The sequence below is a fragment of the Geomonas sp. RF6 genome (assembly GCF_021044625.1).
GTDB lineage: Bacteria > Desulfobacterota > Desulfuromonadia > Geobacterales > Geobacteraceae > RF6.
In genome coordinates this window covers 26,476-51,716 of sequence record NZ_CP087999.1, presented here as the reverse complement: position 1 = coordinate 51,716, position 25,241 = coordinate 26,476, and the positions used below count along the sequence as shown (strand labels likewise).

General features: G+C 60.6%; 28 protein-coding genes. 8 read left to right on the top strand and 20 right to left on the bottom strand.

The annotated features are described in order from the left end of the window. Positions 1-3 precede the first annotated feature (3 nt). Genes LPW11_RS00230 through LPW11_RS00215 form a run of 4 tightly spaced genes read left to right on the top strand, consistent with a single transcriptional unit; the run spans position 4 to position 4,305 of the window. A complete protein-coding gene (locus LPW11_RS00230; RefSeq protein WP_230996118.1) occupies positions 4-702 on the top strand; it encodes an ABC transporter ATP-binding protein in 699 nt (232 codons plus the stop codon). Further along, positions 699-2,120 carry an ABC transporter permease gene (locus LPW11_RS00225; protein ID WP_230996117.1) on the top strand — a complete coding sequence of 474 codons (1,422 nt, stop codon included), beginning with the start codon at positions 699-701 and terminating at the stop codon, positions 2,118-2,120. The genes LPW11_RS00230 and LPW11_RS00225 overlap by 4 nt, the downstream gene beginning before the upstream one ends. Further along, complete coding sequence (locus LPW11_RS00220; RefSeq protein ID WP_230996116.1) at positions 2,117-2,905, top strand: outer membrane lipoprotein-sorting protein; 789 nt, start codon at positions 2,117-2,119, stop codon at positions 2,903-2,905. Before LPW11_RS00225 ends, LPW11_RS00220 begins: the two co-directional genes overlap by 4 nt. After that, the gene (locus LPW11_RS00215) at positions 2,902-4,305 is read left to right on the top strand and encodes a hypothetical protein (protein WP_230996115.1); all 1,404 of its coding nucleotides are present in this window, start codon (positions 2,902-2,904) and stop codon (positions 4,303-4,305) included. Before LPW11_RS00220 ends, LPW11_RS00215 begins: the two co-directional genes overlap by 4 nt. Positions 4,306-4,475: 170 nt before the next feature. Here LPW11_RS00215 and LPW11_RS00210 read toward each other — a convergent pair whose 3' ends face one another. From LPW11_RS00210 to LPW11_RS00175, 8 genes are all read right to left on the bottom strand, one after another. Continuing rightward, positions 4,476-4,709: a hypothetical protein gene (locus tag LPW11_RS00210; RefSeq protein WP_230996114.1), complete on the bottom strand. Its 234-nt coding sequence runs from the start codon at positions 4,707-4,709 to the stop codon at positions 4,476-4,478. Between the two features lie 7 nt (positions 4,710-4,716). Further along, a complete protein-coding gene (locus LPW11_RS00205; protein WP_230996113.1) occupies positions 4,717-5,235 on the bottom strand; it encodes a hypothetical protein in 519 nt (172 codons plus the stop codon). Between the two features lie 207 nt (positions 5,236-5,442). Continuing rightward, a complete protein-coding gene (locus LPW11_RS00200; protein WP_230996112.1) occupies positions 5,443-6,129 on the bottom strand; it encodes a cytochrome c biogenesis CcdA family protein in 687 nt (228 codons plus the stop codon). Continuing rightward, positions 6,126-6,509: a thioredoxin family protein gene (locus LPW11_RS00195; protein ID WP_230996111.1), complete on the bottom strand. Its 384-nt coding sequence runs from the start codon at positions 6,507-6,509 to the stop codon at positions 6,126-6,128. Before LPW11_RS00195 ends, LPW11_RS00200 begins: the two co-directional genes overlap by 4 nt. A 45-nt stretch (positions 6,510-6,554) precedes the next feature. Beyond that, positions 6,555-6,782: a thioredoxin family protein gene (locus LPW11_RS00190; RefSeq protein ID WP_230996110.1), complete on the bottom strand. Its 228-nt coding sequence runs from the start codon at positions 6,780-6,782 to the stop codon at positions 6,555-6,557. Between the two features lie 53 nt (positions 6,783-6,835). Beyond that, positions 6,836-7,783, bottom strand: a complete 948-nt coding sequence (locus LPW11_RS00185; protein WP_230996109.1) for a permease — start codon at positions 7,781-7,783, stop codon at positions 6,836-6,838. 58 nt (positions 7,784-7,841) lie between these two features. Continuing rightward, positions 7,842-8,219, bottom strand: a complete 378-nt coding sequence (locus LPW11_RS00180) for a DUF2703 domain-containing protein (protein ID WP_230996108.1) — start codon at positions 8,217-8,219, stop codon at positions 7,842-7,844. Between the two features lie 11 nt (positions 8,220-8,230). Continuing rightward, a complete protein-coding gene (locus LPW11_RS00175) occupies positions 8,231-8,545 on the bottom strand; it encodes an ArsR/SmtB family transcription factor (RefSeq protein ID WP_230996107.1) in 315 nt (104 codons plus the stop codon). Between the two features lie 206 nt (positions 8,546-8,751). Between LPW11_RS00175 and LPW11_RS00170 the strand changes: the two genes are divergently transcribed. Beyond that, positions 8,752-9,597 carry an isocitrate lyase/PEP mutase family protein gene (locus LPW11_RS00170; RefSeq protein ID WP_230996106.1) on the top strand — a complete coding sequence of 282 codons (846 nt, stop codon included), beginning with the start codon at positions 8,752-8,754 and terminating at the stop codon, positions 9,595-9,597. Positions 9,598-9,643: 46 nt separating this feature from the next. Here LPW11_RS00170 and LPW11_RS00165 read toward each other — a convergent pair whose 3' ends face one another. From LPW11_RS00165 to LPW11_RS00110, 12 genes are all read right to left on the bottom strand, one after another. Next, entirely contained in the window at positions 9,644-10,135 is a 492-nt protein-coding gene (locus tag LPW11_RS00165) for a putative zinc-binding protein (RefSeq protein ID WP_230996105.1), read from the bottom strand. A 26-nt stretch (positions 10,136-10,161) separates the two neighbouring features. Further along, positions 10,162-10,401: an SHOCT domain-containing protein gene (locus tag LPW11_RS00160; protein WP_230996104.1), complete on the bottom strand. Its 240-nt coding sequence runs from the start codon at positions 10,399-10,401 to the stop codon at positions 10,162-10,164. Between the two features lie 444 nt (positions 10,402-10,845). Further along, positions 10,846-11,448 (bottom strand): RNA polymerase sigma factor, encoded by a 603-nt coding sequence (locus LPW11_RS00155; RefSeq protein WP_230996103.1) that lies wholly within the window; start codon positions 11,446-11,448, stop codon positions 10,846-10,848. A 124-nt stretch (positions 11,449-11,572) separates the two neighbouring features. Further along, positions 11,573-12,952 carry a heterodisulfide reductase-related iron-sulfur binding cluster gene (locus LPW11_RS00150; RefSeq protein WP_230996102.1) on the bottom strand — a complete coding sequence of 460 codons (1,380 nt, stop codon included), beginning with the start codon at positions 12,950-12,952 and terminating at the stop codon, positions 11,573-11,575. 312 nt (positions 12,953-13,264) lie between these two features. Then, a complete protein-coding gene (locus LPW11_RS00145; RefSeq protein ID WP_230996101.1) occupies positions 13,265-13,705 on the bottom strand; it encodes an arsenate reductase ArsC in 441 nt (146 codons plus the stop codon). Positions 13,706-13,726: 21 nt separating this feature from the next. Beyond that, positions 13,727-14,014 (bottom strand): mercury methylation ferredoxin HgcB, encoded by a 288-nt coding sequence (hgcB, locus tag LPW11_RS00140; protein ID WP_230996100.1) that lies wholly within the window; start codon positions 14,012-14,014, stop codon positions 13,727-13,729. A gap of 13 nt (positions 14,015-14,027) precedes the next feature. Further along, entirely contained in the window at positions 14,028-15,170 is a 1,143-nt protein-coding gene (hgcA, locus tag LPW11_RS00135) for a mercury methylation corrinoid protein HgcA (RefSeq protein WP_334314428.1), read from the bottom strand. Between the two features lie 3 nt (positions 15,171-15,173). Further along, complete coding sequence (gene arsB / locus LPW11_RS00130) at positions 15,174-16,247, bottom strand: ACR3 family arsenite efflux transporter (protein WP_230996098.1); 1,074 nt, start codon at positions 16,245-16,247, stop codon at positions 15,174-15,176. 81 nt (positions 16,248-16,328) lie between these two features. Continuing rightward, on the bottom strand, positions 16,329-16,667 hold the full coding sequence (locus tag LPW11_RS00125; RefSeq protein WP_230996097.1) for an ArsR/SmtB family transcription factor: 339 nt from the start codon (positions 16,665-16,667) through the stop codon (positions 16,329-16,331). 700 nt (positions 16,668-17,367) lie between these two features. After that, on the bottom strand, positions 17,368-18,822 hold the full coding sequence (locus LPW11_RS00120) for an ammonia-forming cytochrome c nitrite reductase subunit c552 (RefSeq protein ID WP_230998346.1): 1,455 nt from the start codon (positions 18,820-18,822) through the stop codon (positions 17,368-17,370). 75 nt (positions 18,823-18,897) lie between these two features. After that, positions 18,898-19,365: a cytochrome c nitrite reductase small subunit gene (gene nrfH / locus LPW11_RS00115; protein WP_230996096.1), complete on the bottom strand. Its 468-nt coding sequence runs from the start codon at positions 19,363-19,365 to the stop codon at positions 18,898-18,900. Positions 19,366-20,196: 831 nt separating this feature from the next. Further along, a complete protein-coding gene (locus tag LPW11_RS00110; protein ID WP_230996095.1) occupies positions 20,197-21,204 on the bottom strand; it encodes a glycosyltransferase in 1,008 nt (335 codons plus the stop codon). Between the two features lie 293 nt (positions 21,205-21,497). Here LPW11_RS00110 and LPW11_RS00105 point away from each other — a divergent pair, with 293 nt between their 5' ends. From LPW11_RS00105 to LPW11_RS00095, 3 genes are read left to right on the top strand one after another with little or no spacing between them, the layout of a single operon-like run. Further along, positions 21,498-21,839, top strand: a complete 342-nt coding sequence (locus tag LPW11_RS00105; protein ID WP_230996094.1) for a hypothetical protein — start codon at positions 21,498-21,500, stop codon at positions 21,837-21,839. Continuing rightward, on the top strand, positions 21,829-22,701 hold the full coding sequence (locus LPW11_RS00100; protein ID WP_230996093.1) for an HDOD domain-containing protein: 873 nt from the start codon (positions 21,829-21,831) through the stop codon (positions 22,699-22,701). The genes LPW11_RS00105 and LPW11_RS00100 overlap by 11 nt, the downstream gene beginning before the upstream one ends. Beyond that, positions 22,694-24,808, top strand: coding sequence for a sensor histidine kinase (locus LPW11_RS00095; protein WP_230996092.1), 2,115 nt, complete (start codon positions 22,694-22,696; stop codon positions 24,806-24,808). Before LPW11_RS00100 ends, LPW11_RS00095 begins: the two co-directional genes overlap by 8 nt. The last annotated feature ends 433 nt before the right edge of the window (positions 24,809-25,241 follow it).

The following is a 25,241-nucleotide window of genomic DNA, read 5'->3' as shown; positions in this document are numbered from 1 at the left end:
TTCGTGCAGGAAGATCAGGTGGTGATATTCCAGGGGGTGTCGAAGATCTACCAGGTCGGGGAGGTCTCCATCCCTGCTCTGAACAAGGTCTCCCTTTCCATCCCTCGCCGGCGCTTCTCCATGGTACTGGGCCCCTCCGGGAGCGGGAAGACAACGCTCCTCAACATGATCGGCTGCCTGGACCAGCCGACGGAAGGACGGATCGAGGTGTGCGGGCAGGATGTCGGCGCCATCTCCGACGACTCCATCTCCGAATTCCGTGCGAAGCACATCGGCTTCGTCTTCCAGAACTTCAACCTCATCCCTGTTCTCTCCGCCTTTGAAAACGTGGAGTACCCCCTGACCCTCCTCGGGCTCCCGGCGGCGGAGCGGCGCGAGCGCTCCATGGCGATGCTCGAGTCCGTCGGACTCGCGGACCATGCGTCGCACCGGCCGAACCAGCTGAGCGGCGGGCAGAAGCAGCGGGTCGCGATAGCGCGTGCGCTCGTGAAGGGGCCGAGCCTCGTGCTGGCGGACGAGCCGACGGCGAACCTGGACAGCAAGACGAGCGCCGCCATCATCGAGCTCATGTACGGCGTCCAGGAGCGCTACGGCGCCACCTTCATCTTCTCCACCCACGATCCGCAGCTCATCTCCCACGCCCAGGGCGTATTCTCCATCCGCGACGGCGAACTGATCGAGCACGTCGAGAGGGACAAATGACGACGCTGAAGATCGCTGCCAGAAATATTCTCAGAAATCTCAGGCGTTCGCTCATGACCGTCTCCGCCATCGCGGTCGGCGCCATGGCTCTCCTCCTCTTCGGCGGCTTCACTTCCCACATCTTCGTGGCGCTGGAAACGCAGAACGTGACGCGGTCGGGACATCTCGCGGTCTTCAGGAACGGCTACTTCAAGTACGGTGTGGGAAACCCCGCGTCGTACGGCATCGACAACTACCAGGCGGTGCTGGCGCTGATTGGAAACGACCCGGTTCTCAAGCCGATGATCAACGTGGTCACCCCCACCATCAACCTTTTCGGGATAGCGGGAAACTTCGAGGCGCAGGCGTCGAAGACCTTCTTCGGGCTCGGTGTCGTGCCGGCGGATTACAACAAGATGCGACGCTGGAACGAGCACCACCTGGACTACGACCCGGTCGCGGCGAGTAACCGCATCAACGAGCAGGACGAGTCCCATGGCTTCATCGGAGTGGGGCTGGCGAGGATGCTCGGGCTTTGCGAGGCGCTCCATTTGGGCGACTGCCCGAAAGGGGAGGGGGGCGATCAGCCCGCCGCCGGTGCGATCTCGGGGCCGGCGACCCGTGATTTCAGCGCCCTGGAGGGAGAGGCAAAAGAGTCCGCGTCCGGGGCGCCAAACGGAGGGGAGCCGCAGTCCGCTCCACGTCTCGACCTTTTGGCGGCGACCGCGGCGGGGGCGCCGAATGTCGTCAACTTCTATGTCGACAAGGCGATTTCCCAAGGGGTGAAGGAGTACGACGACGCTCTCGTGGTGATGAACTTCAACCTCGCGCAGCGCCTGCTGTACGGACGCGGTGAGAAAAAGGCGGTGGGGATCGTGGTGCAGCTGCACCGCACGGAGGACATTCCGGTCGCCCGCGCCCGCCTGGAGCGGCTGATCAGGGAGAATCATCTCGACCTCGAGACGAAGGAGCTGAACGAGCTGCAACCCTTCTACAAGCAGGCGGTGGGGATGTTCGTGGCGATCTTCTCCTTTATCTCCGTCGTCATGGCGGTAATTGTCCTCTTTACGGTCGTGAACACCATGAGCATGAGCGTGATGGAGCGCACCCAGGAGATAGGAACGCTGAGGGCGCTCGGGGTGAAGAAAAAGGGGATCACCCTCCAGTTCATCCTCGAGGGGGCGATCCTCGGTGTCATCGGCGCGACTCTCGGCATCATCCTCGGCTATCTTGCCAGCTACGGCGTCAACCACGCGGGGCTCACCTGGCATCCGCCGGGACAGTCCCACCCGACCAACCTTATCGTCCGGACCCGCGGCGTCGAGCACCTCATCTTCGAGATCTGGCTCGGCCTTTGCGCCATGGCCACCGTTGCCGCCTGGATCCCGGCGCGGCGAGCGGCCCGGATGAAAATCGTCGATGCACTGGGGCACGTATGAAAAAAGTGAACCTCTCTCTTCCGATTATCCTGCTCCTCTTTTTCGCGGTGCCGTACGCCTTCTCCGCCGAGTCGGCGCAAAACATCATCACCCGCTCCGATGCGGTGCGAAACCCTGCGGAGCCTTTCCAGGTCGGGCTGCGCCTCACCGAGTACGTGAACGGAGCGGCGCGAAACGAAGTCATCCTGCGGGTCTACTCCAAGATCGACCAGGGGACGGGGCAATACAAGAACCTCGTGCGCTACCTGGAGCCCCCTCGCGACGCCGGGAAAGCCGTCCTCATGAGCGGCACCACGATGTGGTTCTACGACCCGGCTTCGAGGACGAGTGTGCGGATCTCTCCGCAGCAGAGGCTCATCGGGCAGGCAGCCGAGGGGGACGTGGTGACGGTGAATTTCGCCAGGGACTACCAGGCGAAGCTCGTCGGCCCGCCGGAAGGGGAAATGCTGAACGACGCGGACCGCAAGCCGCGCAAATGCTGGCACCTCGAGCTCACGCCGAGTAACGACAGCGCGATCTACGGACGCGCCGAGTACTGGGTGGAAAAGGACAGCTACCGGCCGGTGAAGGGAAAATTCTACTCAGACAGCGGTCGGCTCCTGAAGATCGCCTACTATCACAACTTTGAAGAGCAGCTCGGCGCGCAGAGACCGGCGGAGATCATCCTCATCGACGGGGTGAACCCAAAGCTCGTCACCACCATGAACCTCTCCGGCTACAAGGCGAAGAAGATCCCGGACAGCTGGTACCAGCGTGAGTTTCTCCCGCGTCTGAAGGGTGAATGATGCGCAGGCAGGCGACGCTCCTTTTGCTCCTTTTTTGCCTCGCCGCGCACCCGGCGAGGGGGGAGGAGCCGCGCGACGAAAACGAGGATCTTGAGCTCATTCCGCAGGCGGTGCGAAACGCGCCGCAGGAGGCGCCGTCGACTGAAGAGCGTGCAGCACCGGGGGGACGGGCCTTCCTGGAAAACGCCCTGACGGGGTGGGTGAAGCGCAAGGGTCTCGCCGTGCCGGTGCCGGACCGCGTGGGGAGCTGGCAAAACCGCACCAGCGCCGACATGGACTACAGCTGGCAGATCGCGCCGCAGCTGCGGCTGGGGCTCAGCGACCGGCTCAGTCTCTTCGAAGGGAATGTGATCGATTTTCCCTCCGCTGGAACGCTGCGCAACGACTTTCGGGAAGGGGTGATCTCCTGGGAGTTCGCGCCGCGCAGCTACCTGGAGGCGGGGCGTATCAACCTGAAAAGCGGCACGGCGCTCGGCTACAATCCCACCGACTACTTCAAGGCGCGCACCACCGTAAATCTCGCCTCCATCGACCCGTCGGCGCTGCGGGAGAACCGTCTCGGCACCGTCATGGTGCTGGCGCAAAAGATCTGGGACAACGGCTCCGCAACCGTGGCCTTTGCGCCAAAGCTGCAGAACTCCTCACCTCTTGCCCGCACACCCGCGAGCCTCGACCCGCTCCTTGGACAGACGAACTCGGAAAACCGTCTCTTCGCCTCGGCAAGCTACAGCATCGCGGAGTTAAGCCCGCAGCTTCTCCTCTTTCACGACGATATCGGCACCCACATCGGGGTCAATGTAAGCAGGGTCCTGAGCTCGGGGATAGTGGGCTACCTCGAATGGTCCGGCGTGCGTGAAGAGAGCCTGACGGAGAGGGCGATAGGCTTCGGGCAGGAGACCCGGGCCCTGCCGCCGGGGATCCCGGTCGTGCCGCAGGGGGCGCGGGGGAAAGGGTTCAAGAATGACGTTGCCGTCGGCGCGTCGTGGACGGGGATTTCGAAGCTCACGGTGAACCTCGAGTACCACTACCACCAGGCGGGGCTGAATGGTAGGGAGTTCGACAGGTGGATCACGCTCGGGAAGAGGAGCAGCGCATTGTCCTCGGAGCTCTGGTACCTCCGCCAGTACGCGGCGGACCAGCAGGAGCCCTTCATGCAGCACCAGATCTTCCTGCGCTTCGACTACCCGGACGCCATCCCGTCGCGGCTCAACACGAGCGGCGTTCTCTTCATAAGCCCATACGACGGCTCGAGCCTGACGCAGCTCGCCGCGCAATACTTCATCTCCAGAGAGTGGACCGTCGGCGCCTATGTGGGAGGGACTTTCGGGGGGCGCAACACCGTCATGGGGAGCCTGCCGTGGCGGGTGAGCGGGGTGCTGCAGGTGGTGAGGTACCTGTGAAAGCAGGGTAGATGGATGGCTCGTTGTCGGCGTCTTCTTCCTGGCAGCACCGACCGTGCCGACCCCGGAGGCGCAGGGGATCACGCCTGCGCAGGTGCCATTCACGCTGGAGCGCAGGCATCTTGCCTGCGGCGGTAGCCGCCATACAAGCTACGCGGCTGGCGCCGCGGCTACAGGCTGGGAAGCCTGTGCTCCAGCGCGGGTTGTTGCATTTCCTGCTGTGTCCGGTGTCTTCCCCGCGGCAGCGACTCCTCCCGGCGCTGCAGGCGAGGGTGGATCAGGCGTCGCGGGTGCCATTCACGCTGGAGCGCAGGCATCTTGCCTGCGATGGCGGCGGTAGCCGCCAAGGACGAGACCTTCTCCTTCAGGACCGGCGCCTGGGAATCCGTCTGATGGCTATTCATGCTGCACCTAGCCGTCGGCACCATCCGCGGCGTCCCACAGCGAACGCTGCGCGGCCAGGAGCCCGCTCATGATCTGAAGCCGCGCCGAGGCGAAGTCGTCCGCACTCCACGGCGCCGCTTCACTGATCTCCCTGATCGCACGGGCAAAGAACCCCTTCAGCGGGTTGGACGTGATGAAGGTCCTCTCGATCCGGCCGATGTCGCCGTAAAAATTGAAGGTGACATAGTCCGCCCTGCTCATGGCCTCGAATCGCTCCGGATACCCCGGCTGCTGGTAATCCCACCACGTCACATACTCCCGCGAGACATACCGCCCTACCTGCCAAAGGACTGCGACGGCCTGGACTTTCCCGGCGCTGAACGCCCCTCCTTTCATGGTGACCGCTGTCTCGCCGAGATACCTGATCATCGACGACTTCTCCCGAACGTCAAAGACAACCTGCCCGGTACTGCCCACAAGGGAAACGGACGCATCCGCTGCGTGCGCCGCACAGCCGCAACCTGGTGCATGGCCTGTTTCTTCCATCGCTAGACCTCCTCCCTTGATAAGAGTCTATCAGCAGGAGGCGCCGCCGCTGCATGGTGCTGCTTCGGCGGTGGACGCTGCGGCCCGCAGCGCTGCAGAGGGAGATGCCCGGAGACCATCTCTGGCGGCGAGACCGGCCGGAAGTTCTACTGCTGGCCTGGCTGCTACTGGTGCGCCGCCAGGAAGCCGGCGTTTTTCGATGATGAGCTAAAAGGCATTCCAGATAAACCAGCCGCCTGCCGCCGTGATGATGCCTCCGCTTATGCGCCTTACCCATACGGAAAAACTCACCACTCCCTTTGTCTTGATGAAGGCGTCCACAAAGCCTGCGGACGTTCCTGCAGCGAGCATCAACACGCAGTGGCCGATGGCATACGTAAAGAGGAGGCTGACGCCGTACAACACATGACCTGTCGTGGCTACCACAGTAAGTATGACGACCAGGACCGGGGTGGCGCAGGGGGATGAGACCGCACCAGACAGGAGTCCAAGGAGAAAGGACCCGACCACGCCGCGTCTACCGGGCTGATAATTCCACCGGAGCGGCAGGCGGATCTCATAGGCGCCGAGCATCTGCAACCCCATCAGGATGGCTACTGTCCCTGCCGCCACATACCATCCGCCACCCAGAGATCCAAACATGGTACCGAAAATACCTGCCGCGGCGCCCAGCGCGGTAAAGGTCAACGACAGTCCCACGACAAACGCCAGTGAGTATCGGAATGCTTTCCGGCGGTCGCCGTCAGAGTACCCTCCTACGAAGCCGATCACCAGCGGGATTGTCGCCAGCACGCAAGGGGATGCTGACGAAAGTACTCCGGCCAGGAAGACTGCCCCGAAGGCGACGACGGGGTAGAGGGTGACGATCTGCTCGATGTTGTCCAGAAAGCTCATTTCAGCCCGGCCGTCTGGAGATACTTTACGATCTCCGCCTTCTCCAGGAATCCGATGTGGCGCTTCACCTCTTTCCCCTGGGCATTGAAGAAGATCTGGGTAGGGATCATCTGGATGCGGAATTGCTCAGCGGCAGCTCGGTCTGCATGAACGTCTATGAAGAGGACGTTCGCCTTGCCACGGTACTCTTTGGAGAGCCCCTCCAGTATCGGCGCCATTTTCTTGCACGGGATGCAGGTGCGAGCGCCGAGGTCGATGACGACAGGTTTTCCCGAGGTGAGGGCTTGCTGAATGGCAGCTGCAGAAGCGGATGGCAGTTCTGCATGTGCCTGCGCGGCGAGAGCAAGGATAATCGCCATGGCTGCGAGCTTTGATTTCATTACCGTCTCCTTTGGTGGTTTCTTCACACGTGGCGCCTGCCCGTCCTAAAGCATCCCCTTGAGCTCATTGACGGAGGGAACCTTCCCCGAGAACTTTACCTCGCCGTCTATGACGAGTGCCGGGGTGCTCAGGACGCCGTACGCCATGATCTTCCGGATCTCTTCCACCTTGACGACTTCGGCAGCTGAACCGCTCTCTGCAACTGCCTTCCTTACGTTCTCGTACAGTGTCTTGCACTTCGCGCAGCCGGGACCCAGGATTTCGATTTTCATAACTATCCCCCTTCAGGAAAATTCGGCTCTGCAGCTCCTTTCGAGGAGCGCCGTTACAAAATGGCGTTGAAGAGGTAGCCGACGAGGATTATGGCGAAGGCTACCGTACCGAAGAACGTCGCCAGAAGCGGCTTTTTAAGGACGTTGCTGAGTATTACTGCTTCAGGCAGGGAGAGTGCCGTGACAGCCATCATGAAGGCGAGGACTGTGCCGATGGCCATTCCCTTTGCTGTCAGGGCCTGAACGATCGGAATGATCCCGGCGGCATTGCTGTAGAGCGGCACCCCCAGAGCCACCGCGACCGGTACGGCGAACGGATTTTCCCTCCCTGCCCACTTCGCGAGGAAATCCTGCGGGACATAGCCGTGGATGAAGCCGCCAACGGCGATGCCGATCACCACGTATGGCCAGATTTTCTTCAGGAGACCGAGAGTGTACTCTCTGGCGTACCGGAAGCGCTCCGGCCATCCCTGCTCCACAATCTCCGTGCTCCCCACCCGCATCTCCCAGACGTAGTCCTGGACGTGCTTCTCCATTTTGAGCCGTCCGATGACGATGCCGCTGGCGATCGCGACGACGAGTCCGGTACCGATGTATATGAGGGCGATCTTCCACCCGAACATGCCCCACAGCATGATGAGCGCCACTTCGTTCACCATGGGGGACGATACCAGGAAGGAAAAGGTAACTCCCAGGGGAACGCCGGATTCCACGAAGCCGATGAAGAGGGGAACGGCCGAACAGGAACAGAAGGGAGTGACGACACCGAGACCGGCTGCGACAGCATTTCCGACATATTCCCTTTCGTGCGACAGGATCCGCTTCGTCTTCTCGGGTGGGAAGTACGATCGGATGATAGCCACCAGGTAGATGATCACCGCCAGGAGGAAAAAGATCTTGAGTGTGTCGTAGATGAAGAAGTGGAGGGCATCGCCGACGTGGCTCCCGGGGGTGAGATTGAATAGTGTGAAAACTATGAAGTCCGCGACCGGCGTGAACATCTGGTCCCTCCATGAGCGGTTGAGTTTCCACTCATATAGTCCGGCAAAAAAAGGGGAGCTACCTCCGTAGAGCCGCAGCGACTGCTTTACGGATGAGGTGCTCGGGGATGTCCTCATACTCGGCGCCGTCACATCTGACGGTTCGGCAGGCCGTCTCACTGCCGGTCAGGCATGAGCATGAAGGGCATGGGCTCGCGGATGCCTCGGCATCGACAAGGGTCTCCAGCGCTTCTCCGTTTAAAAGGATCATGTTTGATCTGGAGATCTCTGGTGCCTCCAGCAGGGTCTCGACAAAGGTCACCGTGACCCCTTGTGCAGCCAGTTCGTTGCGCAGGTCCTCCACTGTCTTCGCAAGGGTACTCCCTGTACTCGAGCACCGGTCGCAGGTCTCCCCCGCCTCGTCGTAGTGCAGCCACTCGATGCGCAGATCTTTCATGACTTCTCCGCTTACACCGCCTTCAACATCTCATGCCGCTTGGTTATTTCCGACATCATGATCGTGGCGGCCAGGTCCACAATGATCAGGACTTCGGCGTGGTTGATGGCATAGTAAATCTTCAGCCCGTCCTTCCGTCGGGAGAGGATCCCGCTGGCAGTCATCATGTTGAGATGACGGGAGGTATTGGACTGCTCCTCTCCTATGGCGGGAAAGATCTCGCAGACGCAGCGTTCCCCTTCCCGTAAGAATTCTATGATTTTGAGGCGTGTCGGTTGCGCGATGGCCTTGAGGATTTCTGCCTTTAACTTCGTCGTGTCGCTCATGTAAAGCCCCCAGTGTATGCGTATATACTCATATACTCCTTTGTTCTCGTCTGTCAAGCTCTTGTATTACTCCGGTTGTGTTCGAAAAAATCCTCTTCATCTGGAAATGCCATGCTTGGCCAGGGGCGCTAATATATTCTTCCTATGCTTTGGTTAATGTGTTATTGCTCCCTGACGAGAGTAACGGGGCAAGGAGGGACTAGGTTGTGGATTCGACAGTTCAGAAAGAGAAAGCAGAACGGCTGCGCTCACTTCACTACGGCGATAACATGCTGGTGTTGCCGAATATTTGGAGCCCTCTAGGTGCACGTATTCTTGAGAAGAAGGGGTATCCTGCAGTTGCAACCGCCAGTGCCGCGATCTCGGCAGCTCTTGGTTATGAGGACGGCGAAAAGATCAAGAGAGCGACTGCTCTCGATGTCATCGAGCGCATAGCGCGAGCTGTGGATGTGCCTGTGACTGCTGACATTGAGACGGGATATGGAGAGTCGTTGTCGGAGTTGGAAGAAACCGTCTTCCAGGTGTTGGGTACCGGAGTAGCTGGGATCAATATCGAAGATGGTCTTGAGGCAGGAGGCGCCCTCAGGGATATTGACGAGCAATGCCAGAGGATTGCACTGGTACGGCGAGCCGCGGCAGCGCGTAACATCCCTCTCGTCATCAACGCCAGGATAGACAGTTATTTCTCGTCGTCATTCAGCACACGGGAAGACGCCACAGAGGACGCGGTGGCAAGGGCGAGGGCCTACTCCGGTGCCGGTGCAGACTGTGTATATCCTATGGGGCCGGGAGACGAGGATACGGTACGGGTCCTTAAAAACCGGATCGAGGGCCCCTTGAACATACTGGTGACGCCCAATGCTGCTCCGTTGGCAGTGTTGCAGAAACTGGGAGTGAACAGAGTCAGCTTTGGCCCTTTCATATTCCGATCCTGCATGCGCAAGTTCGCCGACATAGCCGACAGTATTGGCAGAGGTGGAGACTATTGGTGCTTTAGTGACATGATGTCCCGTGCCGAGGTCGAAGAATTCCTTATTAGCGGTGCAGAGTAGGCAAAGGTAGGCATCCCCTTTTTGGAGGGGATGCCTCGGTTGGGCTTCAAAGACTTGCCGCGATTTTTTCTGCGACAGCACGAGCATGCTTCTGGATTTCCTCTGGAGTCATCTCGTCGATTCCGAAGAGGGCTCGGTCGAACTCGTACAGTTGGTCCGCGATGATCACTTCTGGCGTCAACCCGTCGATGACCCCACCCATCATACGTGATGAGCAGTTGATAAAGCAGCCTTCCAAGGCAATCAGCCGGCTCGCGTCCCTGACCAAGCCACGCTGCCCTGTATCCTTAGTAAAGGCGCCGCCAAGGCAGATACGCACGGTCTTCTCTGGCGCAAGGGAGTGACAGAGGAGATTTGCGGCCTGTCGGGCCACTTCTCCACGGAGGCAGGCCCCTTCGCAGCAGACCACCGCTACCGGCTTGGACTTCTGGCGCTGCGCATATTCCTCGCACATAGGGCAAACCTGCGTTGCCCTCTCCAGTTTTACGAGCTCGTAGTCGGCTCGTTGTTTTTCTTTGCTCCCACAGCATCCTTTCATGTTCAGCCCCCTTTCGTTTGGCCGTGTCACTCGGCTATCTTTTTCTTCATCTCTTCAAACCGCTCAAGATCGATCTCCCCGAGTGCATACCGCCTCTTCAGGATTTCTTCCGCGGCTATCGCGGAGTTGGGATCGCGGCGTTGCCCGCGGCCGCCCCAACCGGACATGCAACCGCACCCTCGCATCATGAAGAAGCCCATCACCAGGAAGAACAACAATGGATAGACCCACCAGAAGCCTGTGCACCCTACGCCCCATCCGAACATACTCCTACCTCCTTCGTGGCTTTTGACTGTATAGACGATTCGGATGCCCTAAAGGATACGCCGCAGGGGGGCACTGGTAATGATTCTGACCTTAGGGACCGACCCGCTCTCCGGCGATCAGCTCTTTGATCTCCTCCGTTACATAGGTGAACGTGCTACCGCATCCCTGAGCACCGAAGGAACCGAGCCCTAGGACCAAAATGAGGGCAAGAACCCACCAGCCTAATCTCAACATCGCAACCACCCCCTTTGAACAGAAAAATTTTCAGGTATAGACGGGGAGAGGACTGAAAAGGATACGTGTGGCCGAAAATAAAATTGCAGATGGAGCGTGATGCCGTAGCTGGGCGAAAGATCGATAACGTGGTCGGGGGGGCAGGTTGTTGAAGACTTCGTTGTTACGGGCGCAGGAGTGCTCTCCTGCACCCGTTCATTGTCTTGAAACTATTTCCTTCGGGAGGGGATTAGAGTGGGAATGGAGAATTTAACTACTGCTGGTCCAGATGCAGGTTTTCGGTCACATGACAGGACATTGCGCTCGTCGTGATACATCGTGCATTGGCACTCGAGTGCCTCCTTGAGCTTTTTCCGACCGCGGTGGAGCCTGATCTTCACTGTATCGAGGGAAATCTGAAGGATGTCGGCGATCTGCAAATTGGAGAGCTCCTCGAAGTCGCTCATCACCAGAACATTTCGGTACTGCTCCGGCAACCCGTCCACGACGCCGCGGATGCAGGCGTTCATTTCCCTGCGTACGTATTCCTTCTCCGCACCAGGAGTCTCGGCATCGGGGATAGCGTCAAGCTCGACCTCTTCCTCGCGGACTGCCCCAGAGCCGGATCTCGCGTGGTCGTGGGCCGTGTTGGTGGCTATACGGTAGATCCAGGTTGCAATGGAACACTCCCCGCGAAAATTCGCGAGGGCCTGGCTTGCCTTCAGGAAGACGGCCTGCGTCAGATCGGGGGCGTCAGCTTCTCCACAAAGGTGGCAGAGATAGCGATGAATTCTCGGCTGGAATTCTTTGTAGAGTGCGTCGTAATCGTGCATGGTTTCTCCGGTTCCGGGTGCTACTGCCAGGTGTCCCTCGACGACGCGAAGAGGTACCTATAAGCTGAAGAAAAAGGGCGGCTAAAGTCGATTAGCCGCCCTTGCAAGCCGGGTCAACAAGGCATCACAGGTTCTTGTACGCCATGGCCAGAATCTCCAGCGGATGGTACACAGGGTACGGGAGAGTGTGGTTGAACTGCAGCTTACAGCTCATGCAGTCGGTGACGATGGCCTGCGGATTGAGCTTCTTGATCTTTTGCTGGAGAGGGCGTCCGATCGACATGGAGTCTTCGTGAAACGTCCTCTTGTATCCGAAGTTCCCCCCCATGCCGCAACAGTCCACTCCTGCTGTCGCGTCGATCTCTATGCCGGGTATCAGCCGCAGAAGATCCAGGTATGGCGTCCCGATCTTCTGCTCCCTCTGGTGGCACGGGGCGAAGTAGACCAGCCGTTCGGATACCTTGCCGAACTTCGTCGACAGCTTTCCTTCGGCATGGAGTCGCGCCAGGTACTCTCCCAGATCGTTGAAGGCTTCAGAGATGGCAACGCGGTCCAGTGGCGGGATCGACGAAAAATAGCCGTCATCCTTCAACACACGCTGGTACTGGGCCTTGTGCACATTCCGGAAGATCTTCTTTCCCTCCTTTACGTCCGGTATCATCATCATCTGTTCCGAAGCACCTACCGACTTCTGATATTCGTCCGAATAGCAGGCCCGCTCTTTCATCACTTTCTTCATGAAGAAGTTGCAGGTGGAGCAGGAGCCGACCAACTCGTCGCCCTTGTTGACGCAGGGGAGCAGATGATCCACGTTCGCCTTGACACGGTCGAGCAGGGTCGGGAGATCCCCCTCCAGGAGGTACGGCATGCCGCAGCACTCCTGTTTCGGGACGTACACCGATACTCCGTTGTGCTCCAGCACCTCGACGGCAGCGCGACCGACCTGCGGGAAGAGGTACCCTGCAGTGCACCCCGCAAAATACGTGACGCTCTTGTGCCCTTCCTTCCTGCTGGAAAGGCCCTTCTTCTCCGCCCACTGGAAGAAGCTCTGATCGGGAAGAGCCGGAAGTTCTCTGTCAGGATGCATGTCAGTGATCTTCCGGAGGAGGGGTGCCACCGTCTTGTTTTTGCGCAGCGCATTGTAGAGCCATGGAATCGTCCCGCACACCTTCGCCATCCGTGGCACGTCGATCAGGAGCTTCGTCGACGTCGGCAGCCCTTCCTTGGCGACATAGCCGCTCTTCGCCTCCATCACGTCGGCCGGAATCCGCGGGCAGGGGCACAGCCCGCAGAAGGTGCACAGATCGACGAGGTGCCGCAGTTCCTCATCGGAGATCGGTCTTCCCGTTTCCTTTTCATTGTTCCAAAGCCTGTAGAGTTCGGGGAAGAAGACGCATTCCTCTTCGAGGAGGGTGCTGCAGGTGTCGCAGTCGGCACACAGGTCGATGATGCCGCGGAGGATCTCCTGTGGGCTCTTCTTCTGTTTAGAGTTCCGGTCGTCCATACCTGCTCCTTGGGATGTCATTGTATTAACCGTTATACCCGGTCACCTCTGCAAGAACTTTGCAGACCTCTCTGGAGAATTTCTCCGCCTTCTGCACCTGTACCTGACGAACCTTCTGTGCCATGGTGATGGCACCACTGAGCTCCTCTGCATTTGCGCCAGCCTCACGGGCGGCTTTCAGGTGGTGGTCCAGTCATTCGCTGCATCCGGCGCCTACGGAGGCTCCGATCGCTACAAGTTCCACAGTCTTCCGGTCCAAAGCCATTGGTGATCCCTCCTTTTTTGAGTAGTGGCAGCAATTACTTCCCTTGATCAATCGTTCCCAGTGGGGCCTTCAGCCACGAACTTTTCAACGCGGGCCTTTATGGCATCGCGAATCTCCCTCGTCGCCTCAAGCTTTGCCTCATGGCTCCCCTGCAGGGCGGAGGGATCGGGAAAGCTCCAGGCGAGCCTTTTGGTGCCCCCCGGGAAAACGGGACATCGCTCCGCACTTGCCTCGTCGCAAACGGTGATGACATAGTCAAACGAAGCTCCCGATTTCTGCACCTCATCGACGGACTTGGTCCGCTTTTGGGAGATGTCGATCCCCACTTCCGCCATTACCTCAACCACGCACGGATTCAGCACACCGGGCTCGAGGCCGGCACTGTCAGCCAGAAACCGATCACCAGCAAGATGGTTCACGAAAGCTTCTGCCATCTGGCTGCGGGCACTATTGTGAATACAGACGAACAACACGTTGACTCTGCTCATTTCTTCTCCATACGACCGAAACTACCCACAGCAACTGCCGGTGCCGCCGAACTTTTTCCCGCCGAACCATCGGTCAATCACCCAAGTGGCACAGCCGACTCCCGCCTCTACCTCGATGGCCGCAGTGGGACAATTTTTTGCGCACGCTCCGCATTCCATGCAGGCATCCTTGTCGACGATGTGAGCCTTTCGGTCACTCACGGCAAAGACCTGGTGCGGGCACACCTCGACGCACCTGGTGCATCCTACGCAGGCCGAGGGATCTAGCCGCACCGTCGCTACGCCATCAAGATATCTGAACCCTTTCACCCCTTTTGCCTCCTTAACCGAACCTGCTTACCAGCAGAAGTACGGTACTCGCGACGATGGCACATCCCATGACCGGCATCCCCATGCGCATCTCCCGGTTCACCCCAGAGAGAGACGTATAGTTGGTGCAGCCGGTAAAATTCAAGGCGTAGAAAGCGCTCACCGCAGGTACCCCGAGGAAGAGGGCGGCCGTTGCAGCGGGACCCAGTGACGATCCTCCTGCTACGGCATAGAAGAGCCAGCTCCACAGCACTCCTGCGACCGCTCCCTTCACCAGAAAGCTCCTTGTCGGCAGCGCCGGCAGCAGGAGAGGGGTCAGGGCAGTTCCTGTAATAACTGCGCCGGCATAGGCAATGAGCGCTGCCAGACCGGCTCCGAGACCACTTGCGACAGCGAATAACAGGAATATGGCGATCCCCGTCACCAGCAGCGACTTCATCACCAGCACCAACTCCACCGGAACGAGCACCATTCTCTCGTACAGGGTAAAGGTGAGGTGCCGCATTTCATCGGTGGTCACCATTCCCCTGTCGAGGAAAGCCGGCAGGTCCTCCGCCCTGATGGCGGCGTAGGTCACTGTGAAACCCGACTTTTTCGTCACTTCGTGTCCTGCAACGCCTGGAGCCCCGAGGATCGGGAGCAATAGCCGCCGGTGAGATACCACCTCTGGAAGACGGGTCTCCCGCATCCGGTAAAGGAGCTCCTCGGTACCGAAGGTGCCCTTGCCGGCCGCACACCACACGTTGACGCCAAAGGTCTCCAATACGAGCAACCAGATGTCGCGTCCGCTCAGAGCCTGCCGCACCAGGTCGTAGCTCATCTTGTAGTTGGCGGTAACGACCACCGGGGCTTCAGCTGTCGGGGTGCCCACGGCGTAGAGACCGGGGGGAACGATGAAGTTCATCCTGTTGATGCCCCAGCGCGCTTTCCACGAACCAACCCGATCCGTAAAGGCAAGCGTTGAAGAGATGCGCGGTACACGCCCGGCAGCTGTCTCCATCCAGCAGATGAATCCCGGAACCTTTTCATCGATGACTCCGCCACCGGCGGAGGTTTTGGGGCCTCAACAGGGAGCCGCTTCTGTTACTTCCTTAGGAGGCGCATCGCAGAGTGCGGTTTTTTTGCCGTCGTCTTTACCACCGTCACAGCATCCCATTGATCATCTCCCTACAGGCACAGAGTTTGGCTCGCGGGAAAACAGGCGGGTGCGCAGCGCAAATGCCACGTTCACCAGGGCGATCATGACCGGAACCTCAACGAGGGGCCCGATAACCGCGGCAAACGCCGCTCCCGAGTTCAGCCCGAAGACCGCGACGGCTACCGCTATGGCGAGCTCGAAGTTGTTGCTGGCTGCAGTAAAGGCAAGGGTCGTCGTCTTGCTGTAGTCAGCTCCGAGCTTGCTTCCCATCCAGAAGGAGACGAGGAACATGACCACGAAGTAGATGAGCATCGGCAGTGCGATGCGCAGCACGTCCATCGGCAACTGCACGATCAGGTTCCCCTTGAGGCTGAACATGACGACGATGGTGAAGAGCAAAGCGATGAGAGTTATCGGACCAATGCGGGGCACAACTTCCCGGTGATAACGCTCCACACCCATAGCCTTCACCCCGATTAGCCTGGTGATGGCGCCAGCGATGCAGGGAATGCCGAGGTAGATGAAGACGCTCTCGGCGATCTGCCTGATGCTGACTTCCACGATGCTTCCGCTGAGCCCGAAGAGGGGGGGGAGGACCGTGATGAAGAACCAGGCATAAACGCTGTAGAAGAGGACCTGGAAGACGCTGTTGAAGGCGACGAGCCCGGCGGCGTACTCCGTGTTTCCCTTCGCCAGCTCGTTCCAGACAATCACCATGGCGATGCAGCGCGCCAGGCCGATCATGATGAGACCGACCATGTACTCGGGCTTGTCGGGGAGGAGAAAGATGGCAAGGGCGAACATCAGCACCGGACCGATGACCCAGTTCTGCACGAGGGAGAGGCCGAGCACCCTCTTGTTCTTGAATACCTCCGGCATCTCCTCGTACTTCACCTTCGCGAACGGAGGGTACATCATGAGGATCAGGCCGACCGCGATGGGGATGTTCGTCGTGCCCACCTGGAACCGGTTGATGAAGGACTCGACGCCGGGGACGAAGTACCCGAGGCCGATACCAAAGGCCATCGCGGCAAAAATCCACACGGTGAGCCAGCGATCGAGAAAGGACAACCTGCTAGAAATGCCTGATGACATCTGTAGCCTCCGTGACGTGTTTTTATGGGCATGGGCCCGTTAGTTCCAGCATGTGCAGCATGTCGAGTCGTGTGCAGGTGGCTACGCGCAGCGGTTCTGTGCAGCTCGAGCAGCAAGAATTTCCCGATCGGCAGCGGCAACGTCCGTGTCAACAAGCTGCTTTTTCAGAAGGGAAACCAGCTCCTGTTTCGACTCGTTCTCTTCATTGATGGAGTAGTAAATCCACAATCCGCAGCGCCGGTCGTTGACCAGCTCCGTGTTCCGCAGGTGAGCAAGGTGTCGCGAGACCGTCGACTGCGGCAAGTTCAGTGCTGCAATTATGTCGCAGACGCAGAGCTCTCCTTCGGATAGCAGGAGCGCCAGGATGCGGAGGCGGGTTTCATCGGAAAGGGCCTTGAAGAGGGAAGCGTGTTTTTTCATGCTGCTAATGTATCCGCCTATGCGGATGCAGTCAAGCGAATTTTTGGCGTATCCTAATGCGGATAGTGCACATTCAGCTTATGCCGGACACGCTCCGCTTGCCTCGATTCCTCGCAGCCTCCATGTAGGCCGGGATAAGCCGGAGGCGTTCCCGGCGGTCCATTCCCAAAAAGGCTCGTCCGCGATTGCGGAGAACGGTCTGTTTCGCTGAAGCGCCGCACGAGGCCTCGCGTCCCCCCTTTGCGAAGGCTCATCCGGGAATTCCGAGAATTCAGCCCGGTCGCTTCCGTTGACGTGAGGGGACACTAGTGGCGCCGCGCTGGAGCACAGGCTTTCCAGCCTGTACCGCGGCGCCAGCCGCGCGGTCTGTGGCGGCTGCGCCGCCATCGCAGGCAAGATGCCTACGCTCCAGCGTGGGGGCACCCGTATTCTTTGTAGCGCGTTCCCCAGAATTCCCGGAAGATCCTTTGCGAAGGGGGAAACGTTGGGCCTTCTGCAGTGCTTCGTGGCAATGGACCCACGCTCCCCTGGAATTCCCGGATGAACCTTCGCAAAGGGGGGAACGTTGGGCCTTCTGCAGTGCTTCGTGGCAATGTACCGCTACGGTCCCCTGTAATCCCCGGATGAACAAAAAAAGCCCCACCCTGCGGGAGGGTGGGGCCAGTCGGCAAAGAAAAGAGTGTGCGGAAGGTGCGTCGACCTATTTCTCCGCGAGGGGATCCTTGATCTCGTCCTGCGGGCGGAACATGAGCTTTTTGGCGCCGCGGTTGTTGAGATACTTCGCCAGTTCCAGGTCTACCTTGATCGGCACCTCGACGCCCGCCTTCGTCAGCGCCTGCCTCAGCAGTGCCTCTGCCTTCCCGGAGTGGCCTGCGGCGTCGGTGAGGATGCGCAGCGCCTCGCTCGGGTTGTGGAACCCGCTGGAGTTTTCGGCGCCGATGAAGACAACCCGGTAGAAAGCCTCCTCGTAGTGATCCTTCGCCTGTGCATAGAGCGCCTCGTCGATTGTTTTCCCTGCGGCCTTCGCCTTGTTAGCCATCTCAAAGAGCTTCGCGACGGTGGCGGTGGCATAACCGGAACGGATGAAGCTCGACATGGTGCGATCCTGGATGGCGATGACCTGCCCGCGCAGCCATTCCGGGGTCTCCGCGTGGCACTGCTGGCACGCCTTCAGATCATTTTTCAGCGGGCTCATGACACGGTGGTCCGACACCTTCTGCGTCCCCACCTTCGTGTACGGCATGTGGCAGTCGGAGCAGGCGACCGCGGCCTGCCAGTGCACGCTGTTGTTGGAGAAGAGCTCGAATTCCGGGTGCCGGATGAAGCCGAGCTTGAACCCGGTCACGCTTTGGGTCCACTCGCCGTAGGCCGGATTGCTCCTGAGCTGCTTGATGATCTTCTCGATGGTGATCTTCCCGTAGTTGCTCCCCTGCCAGGGGAAGTAGAGATCCGTGGACTTCATCTCCCCGTCTTTGGGGATCGAGTAGGTCACGTGGCACTGGGCGCAGACGAGGCTGCGCTTGTCCTGCTGGGTGAGGCTCGCTTCATCTTTGCCGAGCATGGCCAGCGCCTTCCCGAGGGTGAAGCCGCGGGAGAGCTTCAGGTTCAGGTCCTTTTCGTTGTGACAGTCGATGCAGGTCACGCCGAGAAGCTGATGCTCCTTGGGGATCTTGGAGAGAACCTGTGCGTACGGATCTTTGAAGTAGGAGCCGCCAAGCTCCTTTTGCAGCTTCGGCGCGTAAGGAGTCTTGCAGGTGAGGCAGGTGCCCCCTGCCTTGTAGCGCCCCGGATCGACCTCCTGCTGGTCCTTCAGCATGTGCACATGGCCGCGCGGCTCGCTGTACTCCGAACCCATCGCCCATCCGTTGTACAGCAGCGCCAGGAAGGGAAACTCGTCGAGCTTGTCCGGGCGATGCCCACCCTCGTCCGAGCCCTTCTTGTACTTGCTCTTCCCCGCGGGGGTCCCCTCTGCAGTCTTCTTCCACAGCTCGTACTCAGCCGGATAGACTTTCCCCCACTCCGCGGGCTCAACGGTTCCCGCGGGGATCTCGCTGGTGCGCACCGGCTCCGCCTTCTTCGGCGCACATCCCGCGCCGACTGTCGCGAGCGCTGCGAGAGCGACGGCTGCAAACCCTTTCATCATTCGATGCTTCATCATCTTCTCTCCAGTTTCATCGGTATTTGCTGTTCCTGCCTGGCGCCAGCTGGCTCGCGGGCGTCGGATCGAAATTTACAACCTCGTGCCTCGGCTGCCGGTGAGACGGTGGCTCAACTGTCTGTGGCATCCCCAGCAGCGTCTTGTGGTGTCCATCCGTGAGATCGTCTGCTGGTGGCAGCGGATGCAGTTTTTCTGCACCACCTCCGTGCCGTGCTCGGAGAGGGTAATTCTCTCCGGCACCCTGCCGGAGTGGAAACTCACCACATCCTTCATGCCGTCAATTGATTTCCAGATGTAGTGCTCGACCGGATTGCCGCCGGGAAGGTGACAGTCGACGCAGCGCAGGCGACGATGAGCCCCGGCATGCCTCCAGGCGGTGTGCTCCTCCTCCATCACGTGGCAGCTGGCGCAGAAATCGGGGGACTCCGATTTTGCGAGGAGCTGCGGCGGGCCGATGGCGACAAAGAGCGCAGCCGCGGTGGCAACGAGAAGAGCAAGGGCGAGTGCCTTCCAGGGGTGTTTGATTGTCGGGAGATGCATGTGGACTCCTTGCAGCAGAAAAAGGGGCGCACTTCCCCGCACGAGCCGTAGCTCGGGATTGCCTCTTGGATCGCCTGTCGGTGCTGAAAAAGGGAATGAAACCGGGGGCGTAGCGAGACGTGCAGGTTAGGCAGTCAGGATGATAACGGTGGTTTGAAGGAGAGTCTTTGACTCAGGTCAAAAATGAGGGAGGTGAAGGTGAAGGATTTTGTGACGGGTTGTATTTGTAGGCCGGAATAAGCGGTAGCGTTTCCGGCATGCGCTGGTGGCGGCTGCGTGGGTGGTGGACCGCCGGGAACGCCTGGCGGCTTATCCCGGCCTACATGGACACCTGAGGCTCGACCATGTCCGCACCTTGCGGAGGGGACGTGGTGCCGTCTGCACCGAAAGGTGGCCGTCGCGCTGGAGCGTAGGCATCCCTGCCTGCGGTGGCGGCGCAGCCGCCATAGGTATCTTGATGAGGCGGCAACGGTGGCGTCGTTCTCCAATGCCCGCCGAACCCGATCCCCACCCTGTCCCTCCCCTTGAAAGGGAGGGGACGTGGTGCCGTCTGCACCGAAAGGCCGCCGTCGCCGACACTCGCAAGGCGGAATAAGCGGTAGCGTTTCCGGCATGCGCTGGCGGCGGCTGCGTCGGTGGTGGACTGCCGGGAACGCCTGACGGCTTATCCCGGCCTACATGGACACCCGAGGCTGAACCCCATCCGGACCTTGCGGGGGACGTGCGCCGTCTGCACCGAAAGGTGGCCGTCGCGCTGGAGCGTAGGCATCCCTCCCTGCGGTGGCGGCGCAGCCGCCATAGATTACGGTGACAGCTCCTGCTCACTCCGTCCTACGCGACGCAGGTGTAATCGATACCTTCCCGCCACCGGCGCATTTGCGCGGTCTTGCGGAATTCCTCCCGCCCGTCGCGCACGCCGATCGCGACTACCATTTTTCTTCCCGCGACATCCGCATCCATGGAATGAGAGACCGGTGCGCCGTGCAGGATCCGGCCGATCTTTCGTGGGTCCACGTCCAGCCAGTGGCACACTTTCACTCCCTCGGCCGCCAGCAGACGTTGCCACGCCCGCGCTTCCCGCCCCGCGCCCGCCATCACTACCTCCGTGACCCCTTGCAGGAAGCCGCGGCGCAGGTGGTGCAGCTTGCAACGGCGCATGGCTTCGGCGGCATACGCTCCGCTCGTTCGCGTCTCCCGCTCCGGGTGATCGCGCCAGAAAAAGAGCGTCTCGGGGAGGCGCCCGAACCGAACCCCGGCGGCCGCCATCCTCAGCCACAGGTCGTAATCCTCCGCCCACCCGGCGTCTCGGTAGCCGCCGACTTCCTCCACGACTTCACGACGCGTCATCACACTTGGATGGACAAAGGGGGATTCGACGAAGAGGTCCCGACAAATCAGCGCATGATCGGAGAGGGAGTTTTGCCACTTCTCGTAGCCGATCATGCCGCGCTGAAGTGTCGGCCTCGGGAAGTGCCGGAAGTTGGAGGCGACGAGTCCGACCCCGTGGTGCAGCTCCAGGTACGCCGCCTGCCTTTCGAACCGACGGGGGTGGCATATGTCGTCGCCATCCATGCGGGCGAGGAGCGGTGCGCGGCACGCCTCGAGCCCGGCGTTCAGCGCAGGAACGAGCCCGTCCCCCTGGAGGCGCACGACCTTCACCCGCTCGTCCCCTCTTGCCGCCTGGGCGAGGATGGCGGGGGTCGCGTCGGTGGAGCCGTCGTCAACGGCGACAAGCTCCCAATCGGAGAGGGTCTGACGAAAGAGGGAATCGAGCGCCTGCTCGAGGTAGCGCTCCTCGTTGCGAACCGGCATGAGGACGGAGATGCGGGGCTGGGACATAAAATAGAAACTCCGGGATGGTGTAACGCAGCCGGTACGCTCGAAGTGTTAACCTGACAGCTGCTGGAGAGCAGGTTTATATTTTTCTGCACCATTCGGTCAAGGTGGAAATAGTGCCACAGGGCAAACGGCCGTGACGGTCCTGAGCCCTGCCGCCACGCCAACCCGCCCCACGCCGCCTCCGACTCCTGCCAGACCCCGTCGTCTTTAATAATACCGCTAAAGGCATCATCCTAATCTGTCGATACTGTCACCATCTCAAACCCCCGCTTTATGCTGGAATAGGAGGATTGGTGGCACTGGTGCATATCGACAACCTGGTACCGGGAATGGTGGTGAGCCAGAACGTCTGCGACCGCAGCGGCAGGATGCTCCTCCCCGCCGGTTGCACACTCACTGAAAAGCACTTCTCCATCCTGCGCATGTGGGGGGTGCTGGAGGCCGAGGTGGCATGCGACGCCGATGGCGACGGTGAGGTACCTGTGCCTCAGGGGGGCGAGGACTTTCCCCCAGAGGTCCTTCATGCCGCGCGGGAGGAGGTGGAGCGCCTTTTCCTGCACAACGACCCGGAGCACCCGGCGGTGAAGGAGCTGATGCGCATCTGCGTCCTGAGGAGGGCTGCCCGTGCGTCCTGACAAGCATCTCTCCGCCGAAATCATCGTACAGGACATCTCCACCATCCACTCCCTCCCGATGTTCTATTCGCAGCTCTCCGAGGTCATGGACCACCCCCGCAGCTCCATCGGAGACGTGGCAAAGGTCATCTCGGAAGACCAGGGGCTGACCGCGCGCATCCTGAAGCTCGCCAACAGCCCCCTCTTTGGCTACTTCTCCAGGATCGACACCATAACGAAGGCGGTCACCATCATCGGCGTGCAGCAGGTGCGCGACCTCGCCCTCGCTCTCTCTGTGATGGACGTCTTCACCGGCATCCCCGAGGATCTGGTGAACATGGAGCAGTTTTGGCGCCACTCCATCGCCACCGGTCTCGCCGCGCGCATCCTTGCCACCACGCAGAGGGAGGCGAACCTTGAGCGCTTCTTCGTGGCGGGGATACTCCACGACATCGGCCGCCTGGTCATGTACGTCCGCATCCCGGAGCTCGCCCTGGAGCTCCTGGAGAGGTGCAGGGCGACGGGGACTCTGCTGCACAAGGCGGAGACGGAGCTTCTTTCCTTCACCCATGCCGATGTGGCCGGGGCGCTCCTGCGGCACTGGAAGATCCCGCCGGGTGTGGCGGAGCCGGTGGCGTGCCATCACTCCTGCCGCAGTGCGGGGCAGTACCCCCGGGAAGCCTCCATTCTCCACTTCGCCGACATCATCGCCCATGCCCTCGAGCTCGGCAGCAGCGGCGAAATATTCGTTCCCGAGCTCGATGCGACGGTGTGGGAGGGGCTGAAGATCTCCCCCTTTTTCCTTCCGTCGCTGGTGAAGCAGGTCGACGGGATGTACGACCAGACGATTTCGGTCCTTGTGGGGAGCGAATCCCATGAGTGAGGCGGAGAGGGAAATCCAGCGGCTCCTGGAGAGGGTGAGCTTCCTGGAGGAGACGAACCTGAACTATGCGCGAACGCTCGATGTCCTCACCGCCTGCAGCGAGCTCCAAAGCGACATCTACCGCGACAGCGATCCGACCTGGGTGCTGAGGGCGATGTTCGGGCAGATGAGGAGGCTCGTCCCCTTCGATGCCATGGCGGTCTACGGCACCGGGGAGGACGCCTTCTTCACCCTCACCGTCTGCGAGCCTGAGGCAGCCGGGGGCGCCATCGGGGAGGAGGTCGACGCGAAGATCGCCGACGGCACCTTCGCCTGGGCGCTGAACCAGAACCACCCCGTCGTCGTCCCCACCGTTTCGGGAAGGGACACCCTCGTCCTGCACGTTGTCGCAACCAATGCGCGCATCCGCGGCATCTTCGTGGGAATCCTTCCCGGAAGCCACCTGCGCGCCGAGGTCTGGACCCTGAACGCCCTGAGCAGCGTCCTCATCACCACGGCTTATGCGGTGGAAAACTCGGAGCTCTACGAGATGCTCCGGGAGCATTCCCACGGCTTGGAGCTGAAGGTGCAGCAGCGCACCACGGAGCTGGAGGCGGCGCTCCTACGCGCCGAGGAAGCGACCGCCGCAAAGAGCGTCTTCCTCGCCAACATGAGCCACGAGATACGCACCCCAATGAACGGGATCATGGGGGTGGCGCGCCTCATGATGGACACTCCGCTGGACGACGAGCAGCGCTACTTCGTGAAGGCGCTCTCCGGCTCCGCGGAAAACCTCCTCACCATCATCAACGAGATCCTCGATATCTCGAAGATCGAGGCCGGAAAGGTCACCCTTGAGGCGGTTCCCTTCGATCTGAACGATCTCCTCGATCGATCCCTTGCGACCTTCGTGCTGCGTGGGCGCCAGAGCGGGGTACCGGTGACGCTGCAGGCGGGGCTCGACCTCCCCCAGTGGGTGGTCGGTGACCAGGTGCGCATCGGGCAGGTCCTGTCAAACCTGGTGGGGAATGCTCTCAAGTTCACCGAGCGCGGGACCGTCTCCGTCCGATGCGAGGTGCAAAGCCGGAACGCGGATACGGTGACGGTACGTCTCTCGGTCTCCGACACGGGAATCGGGATTCCCCCGGAGGCGGTCGGGCGGATCTTCGAGTCCTTCTCTCAGGCCGACAGCTCTACCACCAGGCTGTACGGCGGAACCGGTCTCGGCCTTACCATCAGCAAGAGCCTCGTGGAGCTCATGGGGGGAGAGATCTCGGTAGAGAGCCGGGTAGGGGAGGGGAGCGTCTTCTCCTTCGCCATCCCGCTCCCCCTGGCGCAGAAGGGAGCGATCCCCGCCACAAAGTCGGGAGAGACAACCGTGGCGAAGGCTGTCAGAGACTTGCGGATCCTTGTGGTGGACGACGTCCCGCTAAACCGGCTCATCACCTCGAAGCTCGTCGAAAAGAGCGGGCGTCACGCGGTGGAGTTCGCCGTCGACGGAAAGGAGGCGGTGGAAAAGTGGCAGCACGGCGGCTACGACCTCATCTTCATGGACGTGCAGATGCCGGTCATGGACGGCCTTGCGGCAGCCAGGGAGATCCGCAGGGAGGAGCAGGGGGGGCGGCCGGTGCATATCTGCGCCATGACCGCCAACGCCATGAGGGAGGATGTCGCCATGTGCCGCGAGGCGGGAATGGACAGCTACATCTCCAAGCCCGTGCGGGAAGGGGATGTATCGGAGGTCATTCTGAAAGTGGCGGCGCAGGGGGGAGCGGCGGATGGCGCAGCTCCGGACCTGTCGCAGGCGTTTAACCGGGCCGAGTTCCTCTGCCGCCTGGAGGGTGCTGAAGATTACGCTGACACCCTCCTGCAGATGTTTCTGGATGGGGCGATGGAGCAACTGGCTCCTCTAGAAGCTGCCATCGCGGCTGGGGACGCCGCAGTGGTTTGCTTCCGCGCCCACACCATCGCCGGGTCCGCCGCCAATGTCTCCGCCCCCTCCATCGCCGAGGTCGCCGGGAGGATGGAGCACCTGGCGAGAAAAGGGGTCCTCCCGGAGCTCCCGGGTCTGTACCGGCAGCTCATCGACGCCTTCGCCCTCTTCCGGGCCGCCGCAGGCATTGCCTAAAAAGGTTGATAACGAGAGTCCCGGGAAGCTGAGTTCAGCGCTGTAAAGGAGTATGCGAGGCTATTGGTTCCCCCCTCTGCAAAGGCTCATCCGCGAATTCCTGGGAACGAGGAGCCACGAAGCGCAGGAGGAGACCTCGCGTTCCCCCCTTTGGGGGACAGGGGGGATTTGGGGTGGTCTGGCCATACGACGTTCAACCCTCCAGAAACCGGCGGGCCCTATGTCGTTCTATGCTGCCGCAGCACTCCTTTCTGACGAGGTAGTGGACGCAGCGCTGCGGTTCTCGGGGAGATTCAGATGCCGAAAAGATCAAATCCCCCCTGCCCCCCCTTCGCAAAGGGGGGAACGTTAGGCCTTCTGCAGTGCTTCGTGGCCACGCTCCCCAAAATTCCGGGATGAACTTCGCAAAGGGAGGAACGTAAGGCTTCGCCCA